This is a genomic window from Luteimonas fraxinea (assembly GCF_021233355.1).
GTDB classification, from domain to species: domain Bacteria; phylum Pseudomonadota; class Gammaproteobacteria; order Xanthomonadales; family Xanthomonadaceae; genus Luteimonas; species Luteimonas fraxinea.
The window spans coordinates 251,733-272,851 of the sequence record NZ_CP089507.1 but is presented as its reverse complement, the minus strand read 5'-3'; the positions used below and the strand labels follow the sequence as shown (position 1 = coordinate 272,851).

13 protein-coding genes and 1 pseudogene are annotated in these 21,119 nt (G+C 67.1%); 9 read left to right on the top strand and 5 right to left on the bottom strand.

Annotated features, from left to right (window positions below; translation table 11 throughout):
* Positions 1-62: 62 nt before the first annotated feature.
* The 5 genes and pseudogenes from LU699_RS01165 to LU699_RS01145 all read right to left on the bottom strand — a co-directional run bounded on the left by LU699_RS01165 (position 63) and on the right by LU699_RS01145 (position 5,325).
* The gene (locus tag LU699_RS01165; protein ID WP_232138097.1) at positions 63-1,175 is read right to left on the bottom strand and encodes an NAD(P)/FAD-dependent oxidoreductase; all 1,113 of its coding nucleotides are present in this window, start codon (positions 1,173-1,175) and stop codon (positions 63-65) included.
* An 88-nt stretch (positions 1,176-1,263) separates the two neighbouring features.
* Positions 1,264-1,713 carry a PaaI family thioesterase gene (locus tag LU699_RS01160; RefSeq protein WP_232138096.1) on the bottom strand — a complete coding sequence of 150 codons (450 nt, stop codon included), beginning with the start codon at positions 1,711-1,713 and terminating at the stop codon, positions 1,264-1,266.
* A 120-nt stretch (positions 1,714-1,833) separates the two neighbouring features.
* Complete coding sequence (locus LU699_RS01155) at positions 1,834-3,507, bottom strand: pseudouridine synthase (protein WP_232138095.1); 1,674 nt, start codon at positions 3,505-3,507, stop codon at positions 1,834-1,836.
* Positions 3,508-3,530: 23 nt separating this feature from the next.
* A pseudogene (gene scpB, locus LU699_RS01150) lies at positions 3,531-4,391 on the bottom strand (SMC-Scp complex subunit ScpB); the annotation flags it as partial.
* Positions 4,392-4,419: 28 nt separating this feature from the next.
* Positions 4,420-5,325 (bottom strand): segregation and condensation protein A, encoded by a 906-nt coding sequence (locus LU699_RS01145; RefSeq protein ID WP_232138094.1) that lies wholly within the window; start codon positions 5,323-5,325, stop codon positions 4,420-4,422.
* Between the two features lie 391 nt (positions 5,326-5,716).
* Between LU699_RS01145 and LU699_RS01140 the strand changes: the two genes are divergently transcribed.
* From LU699_RS01140 to LU699_RS01100, 9 genes are all read left to right on the top strand, one after another.
* A complete protein-coding gene (locus tag LU699_RS01140; protein ID WP_232138093.1) occupies positions 5,717-6,016 on the top strand; it encodes a YciI family protein in 300 nt (99 codons plus the stop codon).
* Between the two features lie 143 nt (positions 6,017-6,159).
* Positions 6,160-7,200, top strand: a complete 1,041-nt coding sequence (locus tag LU699_RS01135) for a LacI family DNA-binding transcriptional regulator (RefSeq protein ID WP_232138092.1) — start codon at positions 6,160-6,162, stop codon at positions 7,198-7,200.
* Between the two features lie 216 nt (positions 7,201-7,416).
* Positions 7,417-10,452: a TonB-dependent receptor domain-containing protein gene (locus LU699_RS01130; protein ID WP_232138091.1), complete on the top strand. Its 3,036-nt coding sequence runs from the start codon at positions 7,417-7,419 to the stop codon at positions 10,450-10,452.
* Between the two features lie 84 nt (positions 10,453-10,536).
* The gene (locus tag LU699_RS01125; RefSeq protein ID WP_232138089.1) at positions 10,537-12,201 is read left to right on the top strand and encodes a glucoamylase family protein; all 1,665 of its coding nucleotides are present in this window, start codon (positions 10,537-10,539) and stop codon (positions 12,199-12,201) included.
* Positions 12,202-12,241: 40 nt separating this feature from the next.
* A complete protein-coding gene (locus tag LU699_RS01120; RefSeq protein ID WP_232138216.1) occupies positions 12,242-13,576 on the top strand; it encodes a sugar ABC transporter substrate-binding protein in 1,335 nt (444 codons plus the stop codon).
* Positions 13,566-14,444, top strand: a complete 879-nt coding sequence (locus LU699_RS01115; RefSeq protein ID WP_232138087.1) for a carbohydrate ABC transporter permease — start codon at positions 13,566-13,568, stop codon at positions 14,442-14,444. Before LU699_RS01120 ends, LU699_RS01115 begins: the two co-directional genes overlap by 11 nt.
* Positions 14,441-15,292, top strand: coding sequence for a carbohydrate ABC transporter permease (locus LU699_RS01110; RefSeq protein WP_232138086.1), 852 nt, complete (start codon positions 14,441-14,443; stop codon positions 15,290-15,292). Before LU699_RS01115 ends, LU699_RS01110 begins: the two co-directional genes overlap by 4 nt.
* Positions 15,293-15,490: 198 nt before the next feature.
* The gene (locus LU699_RS01105) at positions 15,491-18,748 is read left to right on the top strand and encodes a discoidin domain-containing protein (protein WP_232138085.1); all 3,258 of its coding nucleotides are present in this window, start codon (positions 15,491-15,493) and stop codon (positions 18,746-18,748) included.
* A 148-nt stretch (positions 18,749-18,896) separates the two neighbouring features.
* Positions 18,897-21,116 (top strand): beta-glucosidase family protein, encoded by a 2,220-nt coding sequence (locus LU699_RS01100; protein WP_232138084.1) that lies wholly within the window; start codon positions 18,897-18,899, stop codon positions 21,114-21,116.
* Positions 21,117-21,119 lie beyond the last annotated feature (3 nt).

The window sequence follows — 21,119 nt, the reverse complement described above, 5'->3', positions numbered from 1 at the left end:
ACGTGAGGCACCCGAAACGCGTCCGCTCCGGCGGGCGCGTTTTCGTATGTGCGGCTCGGGATTCATGCGGATCCGCGGCGCCTGCCGCGGCGATGGAAATAGACCTGCTCGGCGGCGCGACGCAGCAGCGGTGAATGCAGCAGCAGATTCACCGGCCAGTCCAGCTGCAGATGATCGAAAGCCCAGCGCAGGCAGCGCTTCGCGCGGAAGCGTGGCGAGGCGGTGTCAGCGATCCGCTCTGGTGAGATATCGGCGCCGAGCCGGTGCTGCGCGATCGCGCGGCCGATCGCCTCGCCATGCGCCCACGCCGAATGGATGCCGCCGGCGGTCAGCGGCGACACGATGCCGGCGGCATCACCGGTCAGGATCACGCCGGGTGCGGCGAGGCGTTCGACCGGTCCGCCGCAGGGAATCAGGCCGGCGCGCGTTGAATCAGGCTGCAGGGTCGACGGCAGTCCCAGGCGTGTGCCAACGCGTGTGCGGAAGCTGCCGATATCCGGCACGCCGTGGCGATCCGCGCGATGCCGGAACGCGAGTCCGAGCTGCACGCCGGTCGGCGACTGCGCGGCCCAGCCGATGTAACCGGGCGCGAGCGCGCGGTCGATGAAGCAGTGCAGGGCGTCGGGTTCCGCCAACGTGGCGCCGTGGAATTCGTGTTCGACGCCGTAGAGAAATGCGTCGACCAGACCCAGACCGGCGCGCTGGGCGACGCGTGACTTCGCGCCGTCGGCGCCGATCAGCCAGCGCGTGCTGCCGAGCCCTGCGATCTGCCAGCCATCGCCATCGCGCTGCGCATCGGAGAACGACTGCATCAGCCGCAGATCGACGCCGGCCTTGCGCATCTCGTCAGCAAGCCAGCGCAGCACGTTCGGCGTGTCGGTGGTCAGGAACGCGTAGTCGTCGGCCTGCAGCTGCAGGCTGTCGAGGCTCGGGGCGTACAGCCGCACGCGCGGCACCTTGCGACAGAGCGCCGGCGGCATGCGCCCGAGCCGCGTCTGCGAGAACGCTTCGGCGACGATGATGCCGGTCGTATGCAGGCGGATGCCGGGATCGTGCTTGCGTTCGAGCACGCAGACCCGCAGGCCCGCTTCGCGCGCGGCGAGCGCACACGCGGCGCCGGCGAAACTCGCGCCCACCACGACGACATCGAAATCGAATTGCGCGTATCCATCCAAACCGGCGGTCTCCATCCACGGGGGAGACACGAGTCTCGATCGCGCGGATGGAGCGCCGATGGCGTCGCGGTGAAGCGGCTATGAAGTCTCAGCCGCTGCGCGGCGGCAGGATCTGTTGCGTGGCCTGGCACAGCACGAACACCTTGCCGTCTTCGCCGCGCGCTTCGGCTGCGAGATGCAGCACGTTGCGCGTGCGCGCGACGAGGCGCGCCTCGCAGATGATGTGCGTGGTCTCCGGCGTGACCGGTCGCAGATACTGCGCATTGAGCGTCGCGGTGACGCTCGGTGGCGCGATCAGATACGAGAGCGGCCCCAGTGTGTTGTCGAGCGCGGCGACGATGAAACCGCCCTGCATGTTGCCCATCGGATTGCGATAGCGCGGCAGCACCGGAAAGCGCAGCGACATGCGCACGCCGTCTTCGTACTCGAGAAACTCGCCTTCCATGTCGAGCAGGCACGGTGGCGGCAGCAGGGCGTGCATCGCCGCCGGCGCGTTCGCGCGGATCAGATCGTTGATGGCGTCGCCGGTGATGGTCATGGGCGGACTCTTCGGAAGAAACGTCGAGTCTAGCGAGCGACGCGCACCGGAAAGCAGAGGTCACAAACGAACACGGGGCCCGAAGGCCCCGTGCGTCAACACATCACGATGTGCGTGCGATCAGCGACCGCCGCCACCGCCACTGCGCGGGCCGCGATTGCCGCCGCCCGGCGGACGTCCGCCCGGACCACGATTGCCACCGCCGGGACCACCGGGGCCACGTGCGCCGGGGCCACCCGGACCCTTCGAGCCGCGGTTGCCGCCGCCCGGACGCGGACCGCGCGGGCCGGCGTTCGGATTGAAGCCACCCGGATTGGCATGATCGGACGGGAAGCTCGGCGCGCTGTCGGGGTGACCGTACGGCGCACGCGGGCGACCCGGACCACCACCGCCACCGGCCGGACGCGAGGCCCACGGACCCTGTCCGCCACCACCACCACCGCCGCCCGGACCACGCGGACCGCCGCCGCCCGCACCGCGCGGACCCTGTCCTGCGCCGCCGGGGCCACCGGGACCGCGCTTCTTCGCGCCACCGGGGCCGCCTGCGCCGCCGCCGTAGGGCTTCTTCGGGCCGCGGCCGTCGGCATTGCGGTGACCGGTCGGGCCGGTCTCCACGCCGTCCGGCACGTACCAGGTACGGAACGCGGCGGGATTGCCCTCGGGCAGGGCACGCGCACCCTTGTCGGCGCGCTGCTTGAACGGCTTCTGCGACTGCTTGGCTGCGGCGTCGCCGCTGACCGTCAGGCCGCCGTGCGGCTTGCGCGGACCGCCACGGCCACGGCCGCGGTCTTCGCGCACGTGGTCGAAGCGACGCAACTCGCGACCTTCATCCGCGCCACTGTTCTGGCCGTTGACGTAGGCCTTGCCGGCGCCGCCCTTGCCCAGATGCACGGTCGACTTGGCGGCCTTGCGCTGGCCGATGACCGGCTGCAGCGTCAACGCCGGCGGCGGACCTTCCTCGAGCTTGAGTTCCTTGCGCAGCGATTCGACCTGCACATCCGCCAGTTCCTGCGACTGGCCGCGCAGCAGCGGCTGCGGCAGCGTGACCTGGCCGTAGCGCACGCGCTTGAGGCGGCTGACCTGGCAGCCCTGCGATTCCCACAGGCGGCGCACCTCGCGGTTGCGGCCTTCCTTGAGCAGCACCTGGAACCAGTCGTGCGAATCGGTGCCGCCGATGCGTTCGATCTCGTCGAACTTCGCCGGACCGTCTTCCAGCGCGACGCCGCGCTTGAGGCGATCGACGAGCTTGTCGGACACCGTCTCTTCGCCCTCCGGCGCGCGCACGCGGCACACGTACTCGCGCTCGACTTCGTACGACGGATGCATCATCGCGTTCGCGAGTTCGCCGTCGGTGGTCAGCAGCAGCAGGCCGGTGGTGTTGATGTCGAGGCGGCCGATCGCGATCCAGCGCGCCCCCTTGAGCGCGGGCAAAGCCTCGAAGATCGTCGGACGGCCTTCAGGATCTTCGCGCGTGGTGACTTCGCCTTCGGGCTTGTTGTAGATCAGCACGCGCGCCGGTTCGGTCAGCGCACTGGCGACGAACACCTTGCCGTCGAGCTCGATGCGGTCGCTGCCCTTGATCGACATGCCGGTCTGGGCGACTTCACCGTTGACCTTGACCAGGCCGTCGGCGATGCGCTGTTCGAGCGCGCGGCGCGAGCCGAGGCCGGCCTGGGCCAGCACCTTGTGCAGGCGCTCTTCGAGCTTAGGCGCGGCATCCGCGGCCGGGGCTTCGCCGCGCTTGAGCGACAGCGGGGAACGGGCGGGTTTGTCGGTATTGCGTTGTTGCGTCATGAATGGCTCCGGTCGCTGTCGCCGTCTGCGGCGAGGGCGTCTTGTGCGTTGGGTGTTGCGGTGTCGTCGTCGGACGGAATGTCCGACGGGGTCTGGGTGTCGTCATCGGATGCGTCGCCGGCGCTGTCGCCGTCGTTGTCTCCGGGTGCTGCTCCGGCGTCCTGCACGTCGTGCGGAACGTCGTCGTCGGCGGAGGCGATGTCGCTGCCTTCGTCCGCGTCGTCTGTACTGTCGTCTGCGTCGTCGGTATCGGGATCGGCGTCGTCAGCCGCGGTGTCGTCGTTGGCGGACGCGATGCCGCCGACCGAGCGGTCCGAAGCGTCGGTGCCGGCGAAGCGCATCTGCGGATCGAGCTCGGCGAAATCCTTGAGTTCCGACAGCGGCGGCAGGTCGTCGAGACGACGCAAGCCGAAGTAATCGAGAAAACCCTTCGTTGTACCGAGCAGTTCCGGGCGGCCCGGCATGTCGCGGTGGCCGACGACGCGGATCCACTCGCGCTCTTCGAGCGCCTTGATGATGTTGCTGTTGGTCGCCACACCGCGCACCTGCTCGATCTCGCCGCGGGTGATCGGCTGGCGATAGGCGATCAGTGCCAGGGTTTCCAGCGTGGCGCGCGTGTACTTGGTCTGGCGCTCGGTCCACAGCCGGGACACCCAGCCGTGCACGTCGCCGCGCACCTGGTAGCGCCAGCCCGAAGCCAGCTCCACGAGTTCCACACCGCGATCGGCGCAGGCGGCCTGCAGATCGACGAGCGCCTGCTTGAGGCTGCCCTCGGGCGCGGGTTCGTCGAGCGTGAACAGCGTTTCCAGCTGCGCCACGGTCAGCGGCTGCGACGAGGCGAGCAGGGCCGCTTCGACGATGCGATTGATGACGGTCTGTTCCATCGGGACTGTTCGGAGATCCGGTCGGTGGTCAGGACTGGGCGGGTTCGGGAACGTCATCGTCGAACTCGCTGGAGAAGGTCGTCGGCGGCGCGGCGCCGTCGGCATCGGCGAGCGACTTGATGTAGATCGGCGCCAGCGGCGCCTCCTGCACGATGTCGAGCAGGCGTTCCTTGGTGAGCTCGAGGATCGACAGGAACGTCACCACGACGCCCAGGCGGCCCTCCTCGGGTTCGAACAGCGACTCGAAGCGGTGGAAATGACCGCCGGTGAGCCGGGTCAGCACTTCGCCCATGCGCTGGCGCACGCTCAGGGCATCGCGACGGATCGCATGACCGGTGAACAGCTCGGCGCGCTTGAGCACGTCGTGCAGCGCCAGCAGCATCTCGCGCAGATCGACCGGCGGCGGATCGCGGTTGATCGTGCGCTCCGGCAATGTGGCTTGCGCCGGCGCGGTGTCGCGATCCTGGCGCGGCAGCCGGTCGATGTCTTCGGCCGCCTGCTTGAAACGTTCGTACTCCTGCAGCCGTCGTACCAGCTCCGCGCGCGGGTCGCCTTCGTCGAGTTCGTCGGCCGGCGGGCGCGGCAGCAGCATCCGCGATTTGATCTCGGCCAGGATCGCGGCCATCACCAGATATTCGGCGGCGAGTTCGAACCGCAGCTCCTGCATCACGCCGATGTAGGCGACGTACTGCTTGGTGATGTCGGCGACCGGGATGTCGAGGATGTCGAGGTTCTGGCGGCGGATCAGGTAGAGCAACAGGTCGAGCGGGCCCTCGAACGCGTCGAGGATGACTTCCAGCGCATCCGGCGGGATGTACAGATCCTGCGGGATCTGCAGCACCGGCTGGCCGTGCACCAGCGCCAGCGGGAATTCCTGCTGTTGCGGCTGGACGGCATGGGCGGACGCCTTGGCGTCGGATGCAGGCTGTGTCATTCGATAGGCAACAGCGGCGGGGCGCTCGGGCGCGGAGAATGGATCACGGGCAGTGGATCGCTGGCAGGGCGGGGCGACGGCTCGGCGGGCCGCTCGAAAGCGGATCCGGTCGGTTGCGCGGCTCGGGCCGGCGCGGGGACAACGGTGCTGCGGAACATCTTCGTCTGGGTCGGTCGTCGCCAAGCGCGAAGCGCGTCTGCATGCGGGGCAGGCGCGGAGATCGGAAGGGCGTTGGACCGGGCCGGTGGGGCGACCGCGTGCGGCAGCGTCTGAAGACGTGACGGGCGGCGAACTGGCCGGATGCTGGTGCACAGAGTACGCGGTGCCTGCCGGACCTGTCCAGCGGGTGCGCTCGCTACACTTCGCGCCTCACGAACGGACGGGAATTGCCATGTGGTACGCGATCGAAGGCTATGACGGCGAAGACGTGCTCGCCCGCCGCGGCGAGGCACGCCCGGCGCACCTCGCGCGTCTGGTCGCGCTGCGCGATGCGGGACGGTTGCTGCTGGCTGGTCCGTGCCCGGCGATCGATGCCGAAGATCCAGGTCCGGCGGGCTTCAGCGGCAGCATCGTCATCGCCGAATTCGACTCGCTGGCGGATGCGCGCGCGTGGGCGGATGCCGATCCGTATGTGGATGCCGGCGTCTACGTGCGCGTCGAGGTTCGGCCGTTCCGCCAGGTACTGCCGTGAGCGCGATCGCACGATCGGCGAAATAGGCCGCAGATCGCTGCATTTATAGTGCAGTGCAGCATCGATGTTTCGTTACATCTGGTTTACATGACGTTGTGGAAACGCTTACAGTCCGGCCCATCGCGAGAGCGGGAGGGTGCGGTTTGAGCGTGACGATCAAGGATGTGGCCAAGGCGGCCAGTGTGTCGGTGGCGACGGTGTCGCGCGCCCTCAACGGCCACCAGAACGTCGCCGAAGCGGTGCGCGAGCGTGTCCTCGCCGTCGCCGCCGAACTGCGTTACAGCCCGCACCACGCCGCGCGCAGCCTCAGCAGCCGGCGCACCCAGACCGTCGGGGTGGTGCTGCCCGACATCCACGGCGAGTTCTTCTCCGAACTGATGCGCGGCATCGACCAGGTGGCGCGCACCCGCGGTCAGCACCTGCTGGTGTCGAGCTATCACGGCAATCCCGAAGAGCAGGGCGCGGCGCTGCGTGCGATGCGCGGCCGCGTCGACGGTCTGCTGCTGATGTCGCCCTACGTGCATGACGTCGATTTCCTCGAGCGCAACGTCGACGCCAGCCTGCCGATGGTGCTGATCAACGCCGCGCAGGGCCGGCCGCAGCTGTCGGTCGGCATTGACAACTACGGCGGTGCGCGCGCGATGGTCGCGCATCTGGTCGACGCGGGTTACACGCGTATCGCCTTCATCGACGGACCCGAAGACAACGACGACGCACGCGAACGCAAACGCGGCTATCGCGATGCCTTGGCCGCAGCGGGCGAGACGTATACCCCGTGGGAACTGCCGGGCCAGTTCGACGAAGACTCCGGACATCGTGCGGGGCAGGCCCTGCTCGCATTGGAGTCGCGTCCCGATGCGGTGTTCGCTGCGAACGACATGATGGCGATCGGCTGTCTGTATGCACTCGGCCGCGGCGGCGTACGCACGCCTGCGGACATCGCGGTGGTGGGTTTCGACGATATTCCGCTTGCACGCTACGTTCACCCATCGCTAACGACGATGCGCGTCGACATCGCTGAACTGGGCGCGCGCGCATTGAAGGCGCTGCTGGAGATCGAGGGTGCAGGGGAGACGGAGACCGCGGTACACACCGCGCTGCTCGAACCCGCTCTCGTGATCCGTGATTCGAGTGGCACTGCCACTGCCTCATCGTCCAGTGGAGAGCCGTCGAACCGGTCATGACCGGTCGACGTCGGCGCCTTGGGAGGGGTTGCATGACATCAAGTCCGATACCGACGCATCACCGTGTGTGCAGGGGCACACGCGTGACGTCGCATGTTGGCGAATGTGTCGTGGGTCTTTCCGACGGACGTTCGAGGTGACACCGCCGCTTCGCGGCACACAGGGCGGCGGGAATGCCGTCCGTACAAACATCCCCTGAAGATAGAGACCGACGACATGACACACAGTGACACCTGGCCGCGCGCCTTCTCGCGCTCACTTCTGAGTATCGCGCTGGGCGGTTGCCTGGCGATGGCGGCGCCTGCGCTGCTGGCCCAGTCCACTGCAGCGACGATCCGCGGCCAGGTGATGGTCGACTCCACGCCCGCCACCGATGCACGCGTCACCGCGGTCAACACCGCGACGGGCCTCACGCGCAGCGTGCAGGTGAGCGGCAACGGCAACTACAACGTCGTTGGTCTGCCGCCGGGCACCTATCGCCTGCAGGTCGAAGCGAACGGGCAGAGCACCTCGCAGAACGTCACGGTGGCCGTAGGCCAGACCGCGACGTTGAACCTCGGCGTCGGCGGCGTCGCCGAAACCGCGACGACCGGTGAGACGCAGGATCTCGACACGGTGTCGGTCACGGCGGCGGCCGTGGTGGAGACCAAGACGTCGGAAGTCGCGACCTACGTGTCGCAGAAGCAGATCGATTCGCTGCCGCAGAATTCGCGCAACTTTCTGTCCTTCGCCGACATCGTGCCCGGCGTGACAGTGACCAACTCGCCGACCGGCGCGTCGATCCGCAGCGGCGCGCAGGTGTCGAACGCGGTCAACGTCTTCATCGACGGCGTCGGCCAGAAGGACTACGTGCTCAAGGGCGGCATCTCGGGCCAGGATTCCACGCCCGGCAACCCGTTCCCGCAGCTCGGCATCGCCGAATACAAGGTCGTCAGCTCGAACTACAAGGCGGAATACGACCAGCTGTCGAGCGCCGGCATCAGCGCGGTGACCAAGTCGGGTACCAACGAATTCGAAGGCCAGTTCTTCTGGGACAACACGGCGCAGGATTTCCGCGCCAAGACGGCGGACGAGAATTTCCGTGGCCGCGACAAGGTCCGTTCGGGCACCGAGCATTACGGCGTTGCCATCGGCGGCCCGATCCTGATGGACCGCCTGCACTACTTCGTGACCTACGAGGCGAAGGAGATCGATCGCGTCGCGTCGATCACGCCCGGTCGCAACCTCTCGATCGACTCGCTGCCGTCGCCGTACCGCGAGGAAGCGCTCGCCACCACGGGTTCGCCTTTCAAGGAAGACCTGTTTTTCGGCAAGTTGAGCTGGACGCCTGGTGACGCGCACCTCTTCGAGTTCACCGCGAAGTACCGCGAAGAGGACGATATCGTCGGCGTCGACGGCATCAACACCTTCCAGTACGGCACCTCGCGCGCGGGTGAGGAAACCCGTCTCGATCTGCGTTACCAGTACAGCGCGGAGAACTGGCTCAACGATGCGCACATCACATATGAGGACGCGACCTTCGGGCCGCAGCCGCTGACGATCGCGCCGGGCCGTCGTCTGTTGATTCCGGCCGAAGGGCAGGAGAACGTCAACAATCCGAACATGAGCGCCATCCTCAATATCGGCGGTGGTCCCGACCAGCAGGAGAAGGGCCAGAAGGGTCTGGGCTTCCAGAACGATTTCACCTGGTTCGGTTTCGAAGGCCACACCATCAAGGCCGGCGTCAAGTACAAGCAGGTCGATATCAGCGCGCTGCAGCGCAGCCCGCCCAATGCGCAGTACGCGTTCGATCTGACCCGGAACACCGATGTCCCGTACGAGGTGCAGTTCACTGCCTCCGGTCTGGGCTCCGCGCAGGCGGTACTGTCTGAGAACAAGCAGCTGGGCTTTTATATCCAGGACGACTGGGAAGCCACTGATCGGCTGACCGTGAACCTGGGTGTGCGTTGGGATTACGAAACGACGCCCAGCTACGAGGATCACGTGACGCCGCAGGCCGTACTCGACGCGCTGGCCGCGTCGCCCGGCCTCAATGCGCCCGGCGTGGATTACGACTACCGCCAGTTCGTCAGCACCGGCAACGAGCGCAGCGCGACAAAGGGCAATTTCCAGCCGCGCGTCGGCTTCTCCTACGACTTCAGCGGCGACGAGTCCTTCGTGCTGTTCGGCGGCGCAGGGCGTTCGTACAACCGCAACCAGTTCGATTATCTGGCGCGCGAGCAGTACGGCCTGGCGTTCCAGCGCTACACCTACCAGTTCGACCAGCCCGGTCACGAATGCGGCACATCGTCACCGCAGAGCTGCCTGCCTTGGGACCCAAGCTATTTCGACCAGGCGACGCTGGACCAGCTGGCCGCGGCCGCGCCGAACGTCGGCAGCGAAGTGTTCCTGATCGACAACGATCTGAAGACGCCGTACTCCGACCAGTTCAGTCTCGGCGTGCGCAACGTGTTCGAGATGGGCGGCCAGTCGTGGAACTCCTCGGCGACGCTGCTGCACGTGCTGAGCCATGACGGCATCCTGTTCACAGCAGGCAACCGGCGTGACGACGGCTCGTTCTACGAGCCCGGCCGCACCTTCGGTGGCATCCCGCCGGCGAACCTGCCGGGCTTCGGTCGCATGTTCATTGGCCGCAACGCCGTGGAAACCCGTCTGAACTCGGTGCTGCTGTCGCTCGACAAGCCGTTCACCAACGACTCGGGCTGGGGCACGACCATCGCCTACACCTATAGCGATGCGGTGGAGAACCGCAACAACAGCGACACGTTCTCGTTCGATTACCGCGATCTGGACGATGTCGCGTTCACGCGCGCCATCGGCATTCCGCGCCACCGCCTCGTCACGACCGGCATCTACGACATCGGTTGGGGCATGACCCTATCGGGCAAGTTCGAGATTTCGTCGCCGGCAGCGCGTGAATCGCAGAACTGTATCGCCATCGATACGTTCAACTGCTTCTTCGACTCGTATTACCCGGAGACGAGCGTCGGCTTCAAGCAGTTCGACGTCGCGCTGCAGAAAGAATGGGACACCGGCACCGACATCAAGCTGCGCGTTCGCGCGGACGTGCTCAATGTCTTCAACTGGTACAACTGGACCGATTACATCGATTTCCGCGGTGATGGTCGCGATCCGAGCGTGCCGGGCAGCGTCGCTAGGCCGAACGAAGACTTCGGTCGTCGCAATCCGGACAGCTTCGCGACGGCGTTCCCGCCGCGCACGTTCAAGCTGACCTTCGGTATCAACTGGTAAAAAACCCGCTGCCGGTCCCCTTCGGGCGACCGGCAGTTTTATACTGGCCCCTGTAAACGATTTCAGCGCGAGGTTTCCTTCACGATGCAATCCCGTCTCCGTGCGTTCCAACTCCTGATTCTCGTCGCGCTTGCCGCGTTGTTCCTGGCCGGCTGCGGCAAGCAAGCACCTGCCGAACCCGATGTGCCGCCACCGAAACCGGGGCCCATCGAGCAGGTGCCGGAGGTGGCTGCGCCCGTGGAAGAAGTGAAGGGACCGCCCGAACTGCCGCCGCTGTTCTCAGACATCGAGCGCCGCACGTTCCAGTATTTCTGGGACACGACCAACGAAGTGAACGGCCTGACGCCGGACCGCTTCCCGTCGCGTCCGTTCTCGAGCGTCGCCGCGGTGGGTTACGCATTGACCGCGTATCCGATCGGCATCGAGCGTGGTTGGGTGAGCCGCACGCAGGCCGTGGATCGGACGCTGACGACGCTGAAGTTCCTCAGCAGCGTGAAGATGGGCCCGCAGGCCACCGGCACCGCCGGCCATCAGGGTTTCTTCTATCACTTCATCGACATGCAGGACGGCCACCGCTTCGAGCCGTGGGTCGAACTGTCGAGCGTCGACACCGGCCTGCTGATGATGGGCATCCTGTTCGCGCAGTCGTACTACGACCGCGACGATCCGCGCGAGGCGGACATCCGCAAGCTCGCCGACCAGCTCTATCGCAATGTGCGCTGGCCGTTCCTGCAGCAGCGCAAGCCGCTGATCTCGATGGGCTGGTATCCCGAGAGCGGCTTCATCGAGCACGATTGGACCGGTTACGACGAGGCGATGCTGGTCTATATCCTCGCGCTCGGTTCGCCGACGCATCCGGTCGGCCCCGAAGCCTGGGAAGTCTGGACGCGTACCTACGACAAGCTGTGGGGCGTATTCCGCGGCCAGGAATACCTGAGCTTCGCGCCGCACTTCGGCCACCAGTACACGCACGTGTGGGTCGATTTCCGCGGCATCCGTGACGACTACATGCAGCGCCGCGGTATCGATTACTTCGAGAACAGCCGCCGTGCGACGTATGCGCAGCGCCAGTACGCGATCGACAATCCGATGGGCTGGAAGGACTACGGCGAGAACGTCTGGGGTCTGACCGCCAGTGACGGTCCGCAGCGTACCGACCAGGATTTCAACGGCGAGCAGCGCGAGTTCCGTCACTACAGCGCACGTGGCGCAGGTCTGGACGTCGCGTTCGACGACGGCACGATCGCGCCGACGGCGGCGGTCGCTTCGATCGCGTTCGCGCCCGAGATCGTGATTCCGGCGACCGAGGAGATGCACCGTCGTTACGGCGACTATCTGTACTCGAGCTACGGCTTCCTCGATTCGTTCAATCCGAGCTTCACCTACGAAGGCGTGCCGCTGAAGACCGGTCGCATCGTGCCGGGCAAGGGCTGGGTGGCGAGCGATTACATCGCGATCGACCAGGGCCCGATCCTGGCGATGATCGCGAACTACCGGAACGACTTCGTCTGGAACGTGATGAAGAAGAACCCCTACATCCGTGCCGGTCTGGAACGCGCGGGCTTCACCGGCGGCTGGCTGGCCGGCGAAGACGAGCCCAAGGATTCCGGTCCGCCGGATGCCGACGCGGCGATGGCGCGTTCGATGGGCATTGCCGAGTCGCGCGCTGCAAACCAGACGTCCAACCGCGATGGCCGCACGCCGGCACCGGCGCCGTCGCGCGCGTCCGATCCGGTTCCGGCGGAGTAAGACTTTGCGCGCATTCCGACGCGATCCCGGCGCACGCCGCATCTCCGCGGCGGCGCGTCTCGTCTGTTTGTTGCTCGCGCTCGTGCTGCTCGCAGCCTGCGCGCGGCGCGACGAGCAGACCGTCGTCCGTTTCTGGGCGATGGGCCGCGAGGCCGAGGTCGTGTCGGAACTGGTGCGTGATTTCGAACGCGAACATCCGGACATCCGGGTCGAGATCCAGCAGATTCCGTGGACCTCCGCACACGAAAAACTGTTGACCGCATTCGCTGCCGACGCCTTGCCCGACATCTGTCAGCTCGGCAACACCTGGGTGCCGGAGTTCGCGGTACTCGGTGCGCTGGAACCGTTGCAGTCGCGTGTCGATGCGTCCGATGTCATCGAAGAATCCGACTACTTTCCCGGCATCTGGCGCACCAACGTCGTCGACGAGACGCTGCTCGGCGTGCCGTGGTACGTCGACACGCGCCTGATCTTCTATCGCAAGGACATCCTCGCTGCAGCCGGCGTCGACACCCTGCCGCGCACGTGGCAGGAGTGGGAAACCGCGATGGCGGCAGTCAAGGCGCATGTCGGCCCGGATCGTTACGCAGTGATGCTGCCGCTCAACGAGTTCGAGCAGCTGCTGTCGTTCGGCCTGCAGCAGAGCGATCCGCTGCTGCGCGACGACGACAGCCGCGGCAATTTCACCAGCCCCGGGTTCACCCGCGCGCTGGGTTTCTACACCAACATGTTCGAGAAGGGCTGGGCGCCGCGGATGTCTGAGACTCAGATCTCCAACGTCTGGGACGAATTCGGCCGCGGCTTCTTCTCGTTCTACGTCTCCGGCCCCTGGAACATCCGCGAATTCCGCAACCGTCTGCCGACCGAACTGCAGGACCAGTGGGGCACCGCGCCCTTGCCAGGTCCCGACGGTCCGGGTGCAGGCATCGCCGGTGGCACGTCGCTGGTGATGTTCCGCGATTCGCCGAACAAAGAAGCGAGCTGGCAGTTGATGGAATTCCTGTCGCGCCCGGAGATCCAGCAGCGCTTCCACGCGATGATCGGCAACCTGCCGCCGCGCCGCAGCACCTGGGAATTCCCGCAGCTGCGCGAAGATCCGTACGCACAGGCGTTCCGCGATCAGCTCGAACGCGTCGAGCCGACGCCGAAGGTGCTGGAGTGGGAGCGGATCGTGCAGGAAATGCGTCTGATGAGCGAACGCGTGGTGCGCGGCGGCATGGCGCAGGACGAAGCGCTGCAGGCGCTCGATGCGCGCGTGGACACGCTGCTCGAGAAGCGCCGCTGGGTGCGTGAGCGCGAGGCGGAAGAAGGCAAGGCTGTCGGTGCGCTCGGCGCGTCGCCCACCATCGACCAAGGTGCCGCCCATGCGCGCTAGTACCGCAGGCTGGATTTTCGCCGGGCCGGCGCTGATCGTGCTCGGCATCTTCTTCGGCATTCCGGTCGCCTCCGCGCTGCTGTTGAGCCTGACCGACTTCGATCTGTACGCGTTGTCGGATATGTCGAACCTGCGCTTCGTCGCGCTCGGCAATTATTTCGATCTTCTGCAGACGCCGTTATTCTGGAAGTCGCTCGGCAATACCGCGTACTTCGTCGTGATCGGCGTGCCACTGTCGATCGGCGTCTCGCTCGGTGCCGCGCTGCTGCTCAACGCGAAAGTCGCACGCTTCAAGGGTCTGTTCCGTACCGCGCTGTTCGCGCCGGTGGTGACGACGCTGGTCGCGGTGGCGGTGATCTGGCGCTATCTGTTCCATACCAGCTACGGCCTGGTGAACTGGGCGCTGGGCCATATCGGCATCGCGCCGGTCGACTGGCTGGGCGATCCCGCGTGGGCGATGCCGACGATCATCCTGTTCGCCGTGTGGAAGAACTTCGGCTACAACATGGTGATCTTCATCGCCGGTCTGGCCGCGATTCCCGAAGACCTGTATGAGGCCGCGCGCATCGACGGCGCCTCGCGATGGAAGCAGTTCGTGCACGTCACGCTGCCGATGCTCGGGCCGGTTCTGCTGGTGGTCGCGGTGATCACCGTGTCCGGCTACTTCCAGCTGTTCGCCGAGCCCTACGTGATGACGCGCGGCGATCCGCTGCAGAGCACGGTCAGCGTGCTGTACTTCATGTACGAGGAAGGCTTCATGTGGTGGAACCTCGGCCGCGCATCGGCGGTGGCGTTCCTGCTGTTCCTGATCATCCTCGGCGTCACCACATTGCTGCTGCGCTTCGGGCGCAAGCGGGAGCTGGTATGAGCCGGATCGCGGCGTATCACGAAGTCGGCGCGACGCGCTGGTCGGCCTGGGCGGTCAACGGCGCGCTGGTCGCGCTGGCGGTCGTCGCGCTGGCGCCACTGCTGTGGATGCTGTCGGTGTCGTTCATGCCGACCGGCGAGGCGAGCGGTTTTCCGCCGCCGCTGCTGCCGTCGGCGATCACCTTCGACAACTACCACGAGCTGTTCGCACGCGCCGGCATGGGGCGTTACTTCGCCAACAGCCTGATGATCTCGGCGGCGATCACGGTCGGCGCGCTGCTGATCAACACCATGGCCGGTTACGCCTTCGCCAAGCTGCGCTTCAAGGGCCGCGAGCGCCTGTTCCAGATCCTGCTCGCGGCGCTGGTGATTCCCGCGCAGGTGGCGATGCTGCCGCTGTTTCTGATGATGAAGGGCATGGGCCTGGTCAACAGTTTCGGCGCGGTCATCATTCCGGGCCTGGCGACGGTGTTCGGGATTTTTCTGGTGCGCCAGTACGCGCGCTCGATTCCCGACGAACTGCTCGAGGCCGCGCGCATCGACGGCGCCGGGGAGATGCGGATCTTCTTCCAGATCGTGTTGCCGATGCTCAAGCCGGTGCTGGTGACGCTGACCATCTTCACCTTCATGGCCGCATGGAACGACTTCATGTGGCCGCTGATCGTGCTGACCGACCAGACCAATTACACGTTGCCGGTGGCGCTGGCCGCGTTGTCGCGCGAGCACATCCAGGACGTCGAGATGATGATGGCCGGCGCCGTCGTCACCGTGATTCCGGTGCTGCTGCTGTTCCTCGCGCTGCAGCGCTACTACATCCAGGGCCTGCTGCTCGGAAGCGTGAAAGGGTAAGGGCGAGCGCTTGCGCGGCACTGCCGCGCGCTCGACCGAACGCCCGGCCAGGGATGGCCGGGCAGGGCGTTCCGGGGTCAGACATGTGGCGCCATGGATGGCAGCAGAAGTGTCTCGACCGAGTGCTTTCGAGCCGAAGTCGACGCGAGAATCCGATCTGAATTCGTACCCGTCCGAACCACGGAGCCACCGCACCGCATGAAGACCCTCGACACCCGCGCCACGCGCGCGCCTGCCGACACCGACATGACGCTGGCTGACGTCGCCGTCGCGTCGTCCAACCGTTTCCGCATCGCACGCGTCGCCGGCATCGTCGCGCTGACCACCGCGCTCGCGGCCTGCAACGTTTCTCCCACGCCGACCGGCGACGCCGCCGCGCCTGCAGCGGGCGAGGGCATCCGCATCCTCGACGACTTCGATGATCCGTCGACGTGGACCGTCGTGACCTCGAACCAGGTCACCGGCACGCTGCGCCAGGTCGATGTCGAAGGCGGCAAGGCGTTGTGTCTGGACTACGACTACAACGGCGTGTCCGGCCATGTCGGCATCCAGCGCGATCTGGAGATGACCTACCCGGAGAACTACCGCTTCGCGTTCCGCATGCGCGGCGAATCACCGGCCAACGATCTGCAGTTCAAGGTCATCGATGCCAGCGGCGACAACGTGTGGTGGGTCAACCGGCCGAAGTACGACTTTCCGACCGACTGGACCGACGTCCGCTACCGCAAGCGCCATATCGACAAGGCCTGGGGTCCGGAAGAGGACAAGACCCTGCGCGCGACCGAGAAACTCGAGTTCACGATCTACAACAACGCCGGTGGCAAGGGCACGGTCTGTTTCGACCAGCTCACGTTCGAAACGCTGCCGCCCGACGACACGTCGCCGCTGACCGCCAGCGCCGCGTCGACGACGACACCCGAGGGCGTGGGCAACCTCGTCGACGGCAACGCCGAGAGCGCGTGGATCACCGCGGCGGCGCCGCAGAACGTGGTGCTCGATCTCGGCAAGGTGCGCGAGTTCGGTGGCCTGCGCCTGCAGTGGCAGCCCGGTCGTCATGCGTCGAGCTACGCCGTGTCGCTGTCCGCCGATGGCGAGCAGTGGACACCGGTGCGTGAAGTGACCGAAGGCAATGGCGACGTCGACTGGCTGGCGCTGCCGGAAGCCGAGGCGCGCTACATCGGCCTCGATCTGCGCGCAGGACCGGCCGACGGTTTCGCGCTGGCGGAGATCGCCGTGCAACCGCTGGGGATGTCCGAGCATCCCAACGACGTGCTCGAAGCGGTCGCCAAGGACCGGCCCAAGGGCCAGTTTCCGCGCGGTTTCAGCGGCGAGCAGACCTACTGGACGATCCTCGGCATCGACGGTGGCCTGCAGCAGGGCCTGATCGGCGAAGACGGTGCGATCGAAGTCGCCGCCGGCGGGTTCTCGATCGAACCCTTCGTGCGCGTCGGCGACACGCTGGTGACCTGGGCCGACGCGAAAATCGTGCAGACCTTGCAGGATGATTACCTGCCGATCCCGAGCGTCGACTGGACCCACGATGCGCTGGGCCTGCGCGTGACCGGCTTCGCCCGCGGCACGCCGGAGGATTCGCAGCTGGTCGCGCGTTACCGGCTCAGCAATCCGGGCGGCGAAGCGCGCGATTACCAGCTCGCGCTCGCGGTGCGGCCGATGCAGGTCAATCCGCCGACCCAGTTCCTCAACATCACCGGCGGTGTCAGTCCGCTGCGACAGCTCGCCGTGAGCACCGATGGCGTGCGCGTCGACGGCACGCCGCGCGTGTTCGCGCGCCAGCCGGCGCAGGCCGCGTTCGCGACTACGTTCGATGCCGGCATGGACGTCGAGCATCTGGCGACCGGCGCCTGGCCAACGACCACCGAAGTCGAAGATCCGCAGGCCATGGCCTCCGGCGCACTGGTCTACACCGTGCGTCTGGCGCCGGGCGAATCGCGCGAGTTCGATCTGCTGATTCCGATGACCGGCGAGATGGCAAGCGCCCCGGCGAACTGGAACGCGCAGTCGATGCAGGACGCGATGGCGCGCGAGTGGCACGGCAAGCTCGATGAAGTCGGCTTCGACGTGCCGGCAGCGGGCAAGGATCTGGCCGACACGCTGCGCACGTCGCTGGCGCACATGCTGATCTCGCGCATCGGGCCGCGTCTGCAGCCGGGCACGCGCTCGTACGCGCGCAGCTGGATCCGCGACGGCGCGATGATCTCCGAAGGCCTGCTGCGCATGGGCCGTCCGGAAGTGGTCAAGGACTACGTCGAGTTCTATGCGCCGTACCAGTTCGACAACGGCAAGGTGCCGTGCTGCGTCGACGATCGCGGCAGCGATCCGGTGCCCGAGAACGACAGCCACGGCGAGCTGATTTTCAACATCGCCGAGTACTGGCGCTACACCGGCGACGACGCCTTCCTGCAGAAAATGTGGCCGCACGTGCTGGGCGCGTACACCTACATGGAAGAACTGCGCGCCAGCGAGCGCACCGAGGAGAACCGCAAACTCAACGCGGCCTTCTACGGGATGATGCCGGCCTCGATCAGCCACGAAGGCTATTCGGCCAAGCCGATGCATTCGTACTGGGACAACTTCTGGGCGCTGCGCGGCTACAAGGACGCGGTGGAGATCGCCGAGGCGCTGGGCAAGCCCGACGACGCCAAGCGCATGGCCGTCGCGCGCGACGAGTTCCGCGTCGATCTGGACGCCTCGCTGCGCAAGGCCGCCGAGCAGCACGGCATCGACTTCCTGCCTGGCGCCGCCGAGCTCGGTGATTTCGACGCGACCTCGACGACGATCGCGCTCGCGCCCGGTGGCGAGCAGGGCCGTCTGCCCGAGCCGCTGCTGACCAACACCTTCGAGCGCTACTGGACGCAGTTCTCCGGCCGTCGCGACGGCACGCTGGAATGGAAGAACTACACGCCCTACGAATGGCGTAATGTCGCCGCGTTCGTGCGCCTGGGCTGGCGCGAGCGTGCAACCGAAGTGCGCGAGTGGTTCTTCGGCCATCGCGCGCCCCAGCCGTGGAACCAGTGGGGCGAAGTGGTGACGCCGACGCCGCGCGTGCCGTTCTTCCTCGGCGACCTGCCGCATGCCTGGGTCGGTTCGGATTTCGTGCGCTCCGCACTGGACATGTTCGCCTACGTGCGCGAGGTCGATGACAGCCTCGTGCTCGCCGCCGGCGTGCCCGCCGACTGGTTGAACGAAGGCGTGGCGCTGCGCGGTATGCGCACGCCGCAGGGCACGGTGGGCTACTCGCTGCGCCGCGAAGGTGATGCGCTGCTGCTCGACATCGCCGCCGACAGCGGTCTGCCGGAAGGCGGACTGGTGCTGCAGTGGCCCTACGAGAGCGTGCCGGGCGCGACGACGATCGACGGCCAGGCGGCGCAGTGGGACGGCAACGAACTGCGCATCACGCGCGCCGGCGCGAAGGTGCGGATCGCCGGCGCGGGCTGAGACATGACACCCCGTGGACGCGCCCGAGAACGCGCGTCCGCGGGTCACTGATCTGCAGGCGCGGCCCATGGCCGCGACGGGTCGTCCACGCGAGACCTGTCGCGCGCATGGGCCGCGCCTGCACCACATTCGAGGGGAGGGGAGTTCGATGAAGACCCAGACGTCGACGCGCACGCTGGTGTGCGCGTTGCTGGTGGCCGCGTCCGCGCCCGCGTTCGCGCAGGACGCGACGGACGCGCAGCCGTGGATGGACGCCGGCAAGTCGCCGGACGCGCGCGCCGCACTACTCGTTGCGGCGATGACGCAGGACGAGAAATTCGCGCTGATCCGCAGCCGTTTCGCGATCGGCGAGAAGAAGCCTGACGAGGCGCTCACCGCCGCCGGTTACGTGGCGCCGATTCCGCGCCTGGGTGTTCCGGCGCAGGGTCTGGTGGATGCCGGCCTCGGCGTGACCAATCCCGGCGGCGCGCGCGCAGGCGATCACGCGACGGCGATGCCCTCGGGCCCGATGACCGCGTCGACCTGGAGCCGCGACATCGCCTTCAAGGGCGGCGAGACCATGGGCCGTGAGGCCTGGCGGCAGGGCTTCAACGTCCTGCTGGCCGGCAGCGTCAATCTGCAGCGCGATCCGCGCAACGGCCGCAACTTCGAATACGCCGGTGAGGATCCGTTGCTCGCCGGCACCCTGGTCGGCGAGTCGATCCGCGGCGTGCAGTCGCAGCACGTGCTGTCGACGATGAAGCACTACGCGCTCAACGACATGGAGACCGCGCGCAATTTCCACAGCGCGGAGATCGGCGACCGGGCGATGCACGAATCCGACCTGCTCGCGTTCTACGTCGCGATCGAGATCGGCCAGCCCGGCTCGGTGATGTGCAGCTACAACCGCATCAACGGCACTTACGGCTGCGAGCACGACGAACTGCTCAACAACGTGCTCAAGCGCGACTGGCGCTACCCCGGCTACGTGATGTCGGACTGGGGCGGTGTGCACAGCGCATCGAAGGCCGCGAACGCCGGTCTCGACCAGCAGTCGGCGGGCGAGGTGTTCGACAAGGCCGTGTATTTCGACGTGCCCCTGCGCATGGCGGTCGGCGCCGGCGTGGTGCCGCAGGCGCGGCTCGACGACATGGTCCACCGCATCCTGCGCAGCTTCATCGCCGTCGGTGCGTTCGAACACCCGCCGCACCGCCAGCCGGTCGACGACGCGCTCGATGCAATCGGCTTCGATGTGGCGCAGCGCACGGCCGAAGCCGGTGCGGTGCTGTTGCGCAACGAGAACGGCGTACTGCCGCTCGCACCCGGCGTGCGCCGCATCGCGGTGATCGGCGGACACGCCGATAAGGGCGTGATCGCCGGCGGCGGTTCGTCGATGGTCGGCTGGACGTCGCGCGGCACCAGCGCCGTCAACGGACTGGCGCCGACGACCTGGCCGGGTCCGGTGATGTTCCAGCCCTCGTCGCCGCTGCTCGCGCTGCGCGACGCGCTGCCGGATGCGCGCATCGACTACGCCGACGGTCGCGATCGCGCAGCAGCCGCACGGCTCGCACGCGAGGCCGATGTCGCCATCGTGTTCGCCACCCAGTGGGCCGCCGAATCGGTCGACCTGCCGGACATGCGCCTGCCCGATGACCAGGACGCATTGATCGCCGCCGTCGCCGCGGCCAACCCGCGCAGCGTGGTCGTGCTGCAGACCAACGGGCCGGTCGAACTGCCGTGGCTCGATGCGGTACCCGGCGTGCTGCAGGCCTGGTATCCCGGCATCCGCGGCGGCGAAGCCATCGCGCGTCTGCTGACCGGCGCGGCGAATCCGTCCGGACATCTGCCGGTGACCTGGCCGGTCGATGTCTCGCAGCTGCCACGGCCCACGATTCCCGGGCTCGGCTTCAAGCCTGCGGACAAACCCGAGGACACGATCGATTACGACATCGAAGGCGCCAACGTCGGCTACCGCTGGTTCGCGGCCAAGGGACTGACGCCGCGCTACGCGTTCGGCCACGGTCTGTCGTACACGACGTTCGCGACATCGGGCCTGCAGCTGCGCGCGGACGGGGCGCGCATCCTCGCGCGCTTCAGCGTGCGCAACACAGGCGAACGTGCAGGCGCCGCGGTGCCGCAGCTCTACGTGCATCTGCCGCAGGGCCATGCCACGCCGCTGCGTCTGGCCGGCTGGGACCGCGTCGAACTGCAGCCGGGCGAAACACGCGAGGTCGAAGTCGAGCTGGCGCCGCGACTGTTCGCGGACTACCACCCCGACGACCGCAGCTGGCGGATCGACGCCGGCGACTACACTGTGGTACTCGGACAGTCGGCCACCGATGCAGGTGAGCGCGCCGCACTGACGCTGCCGGCGCGTCGTCTGGACTGACGA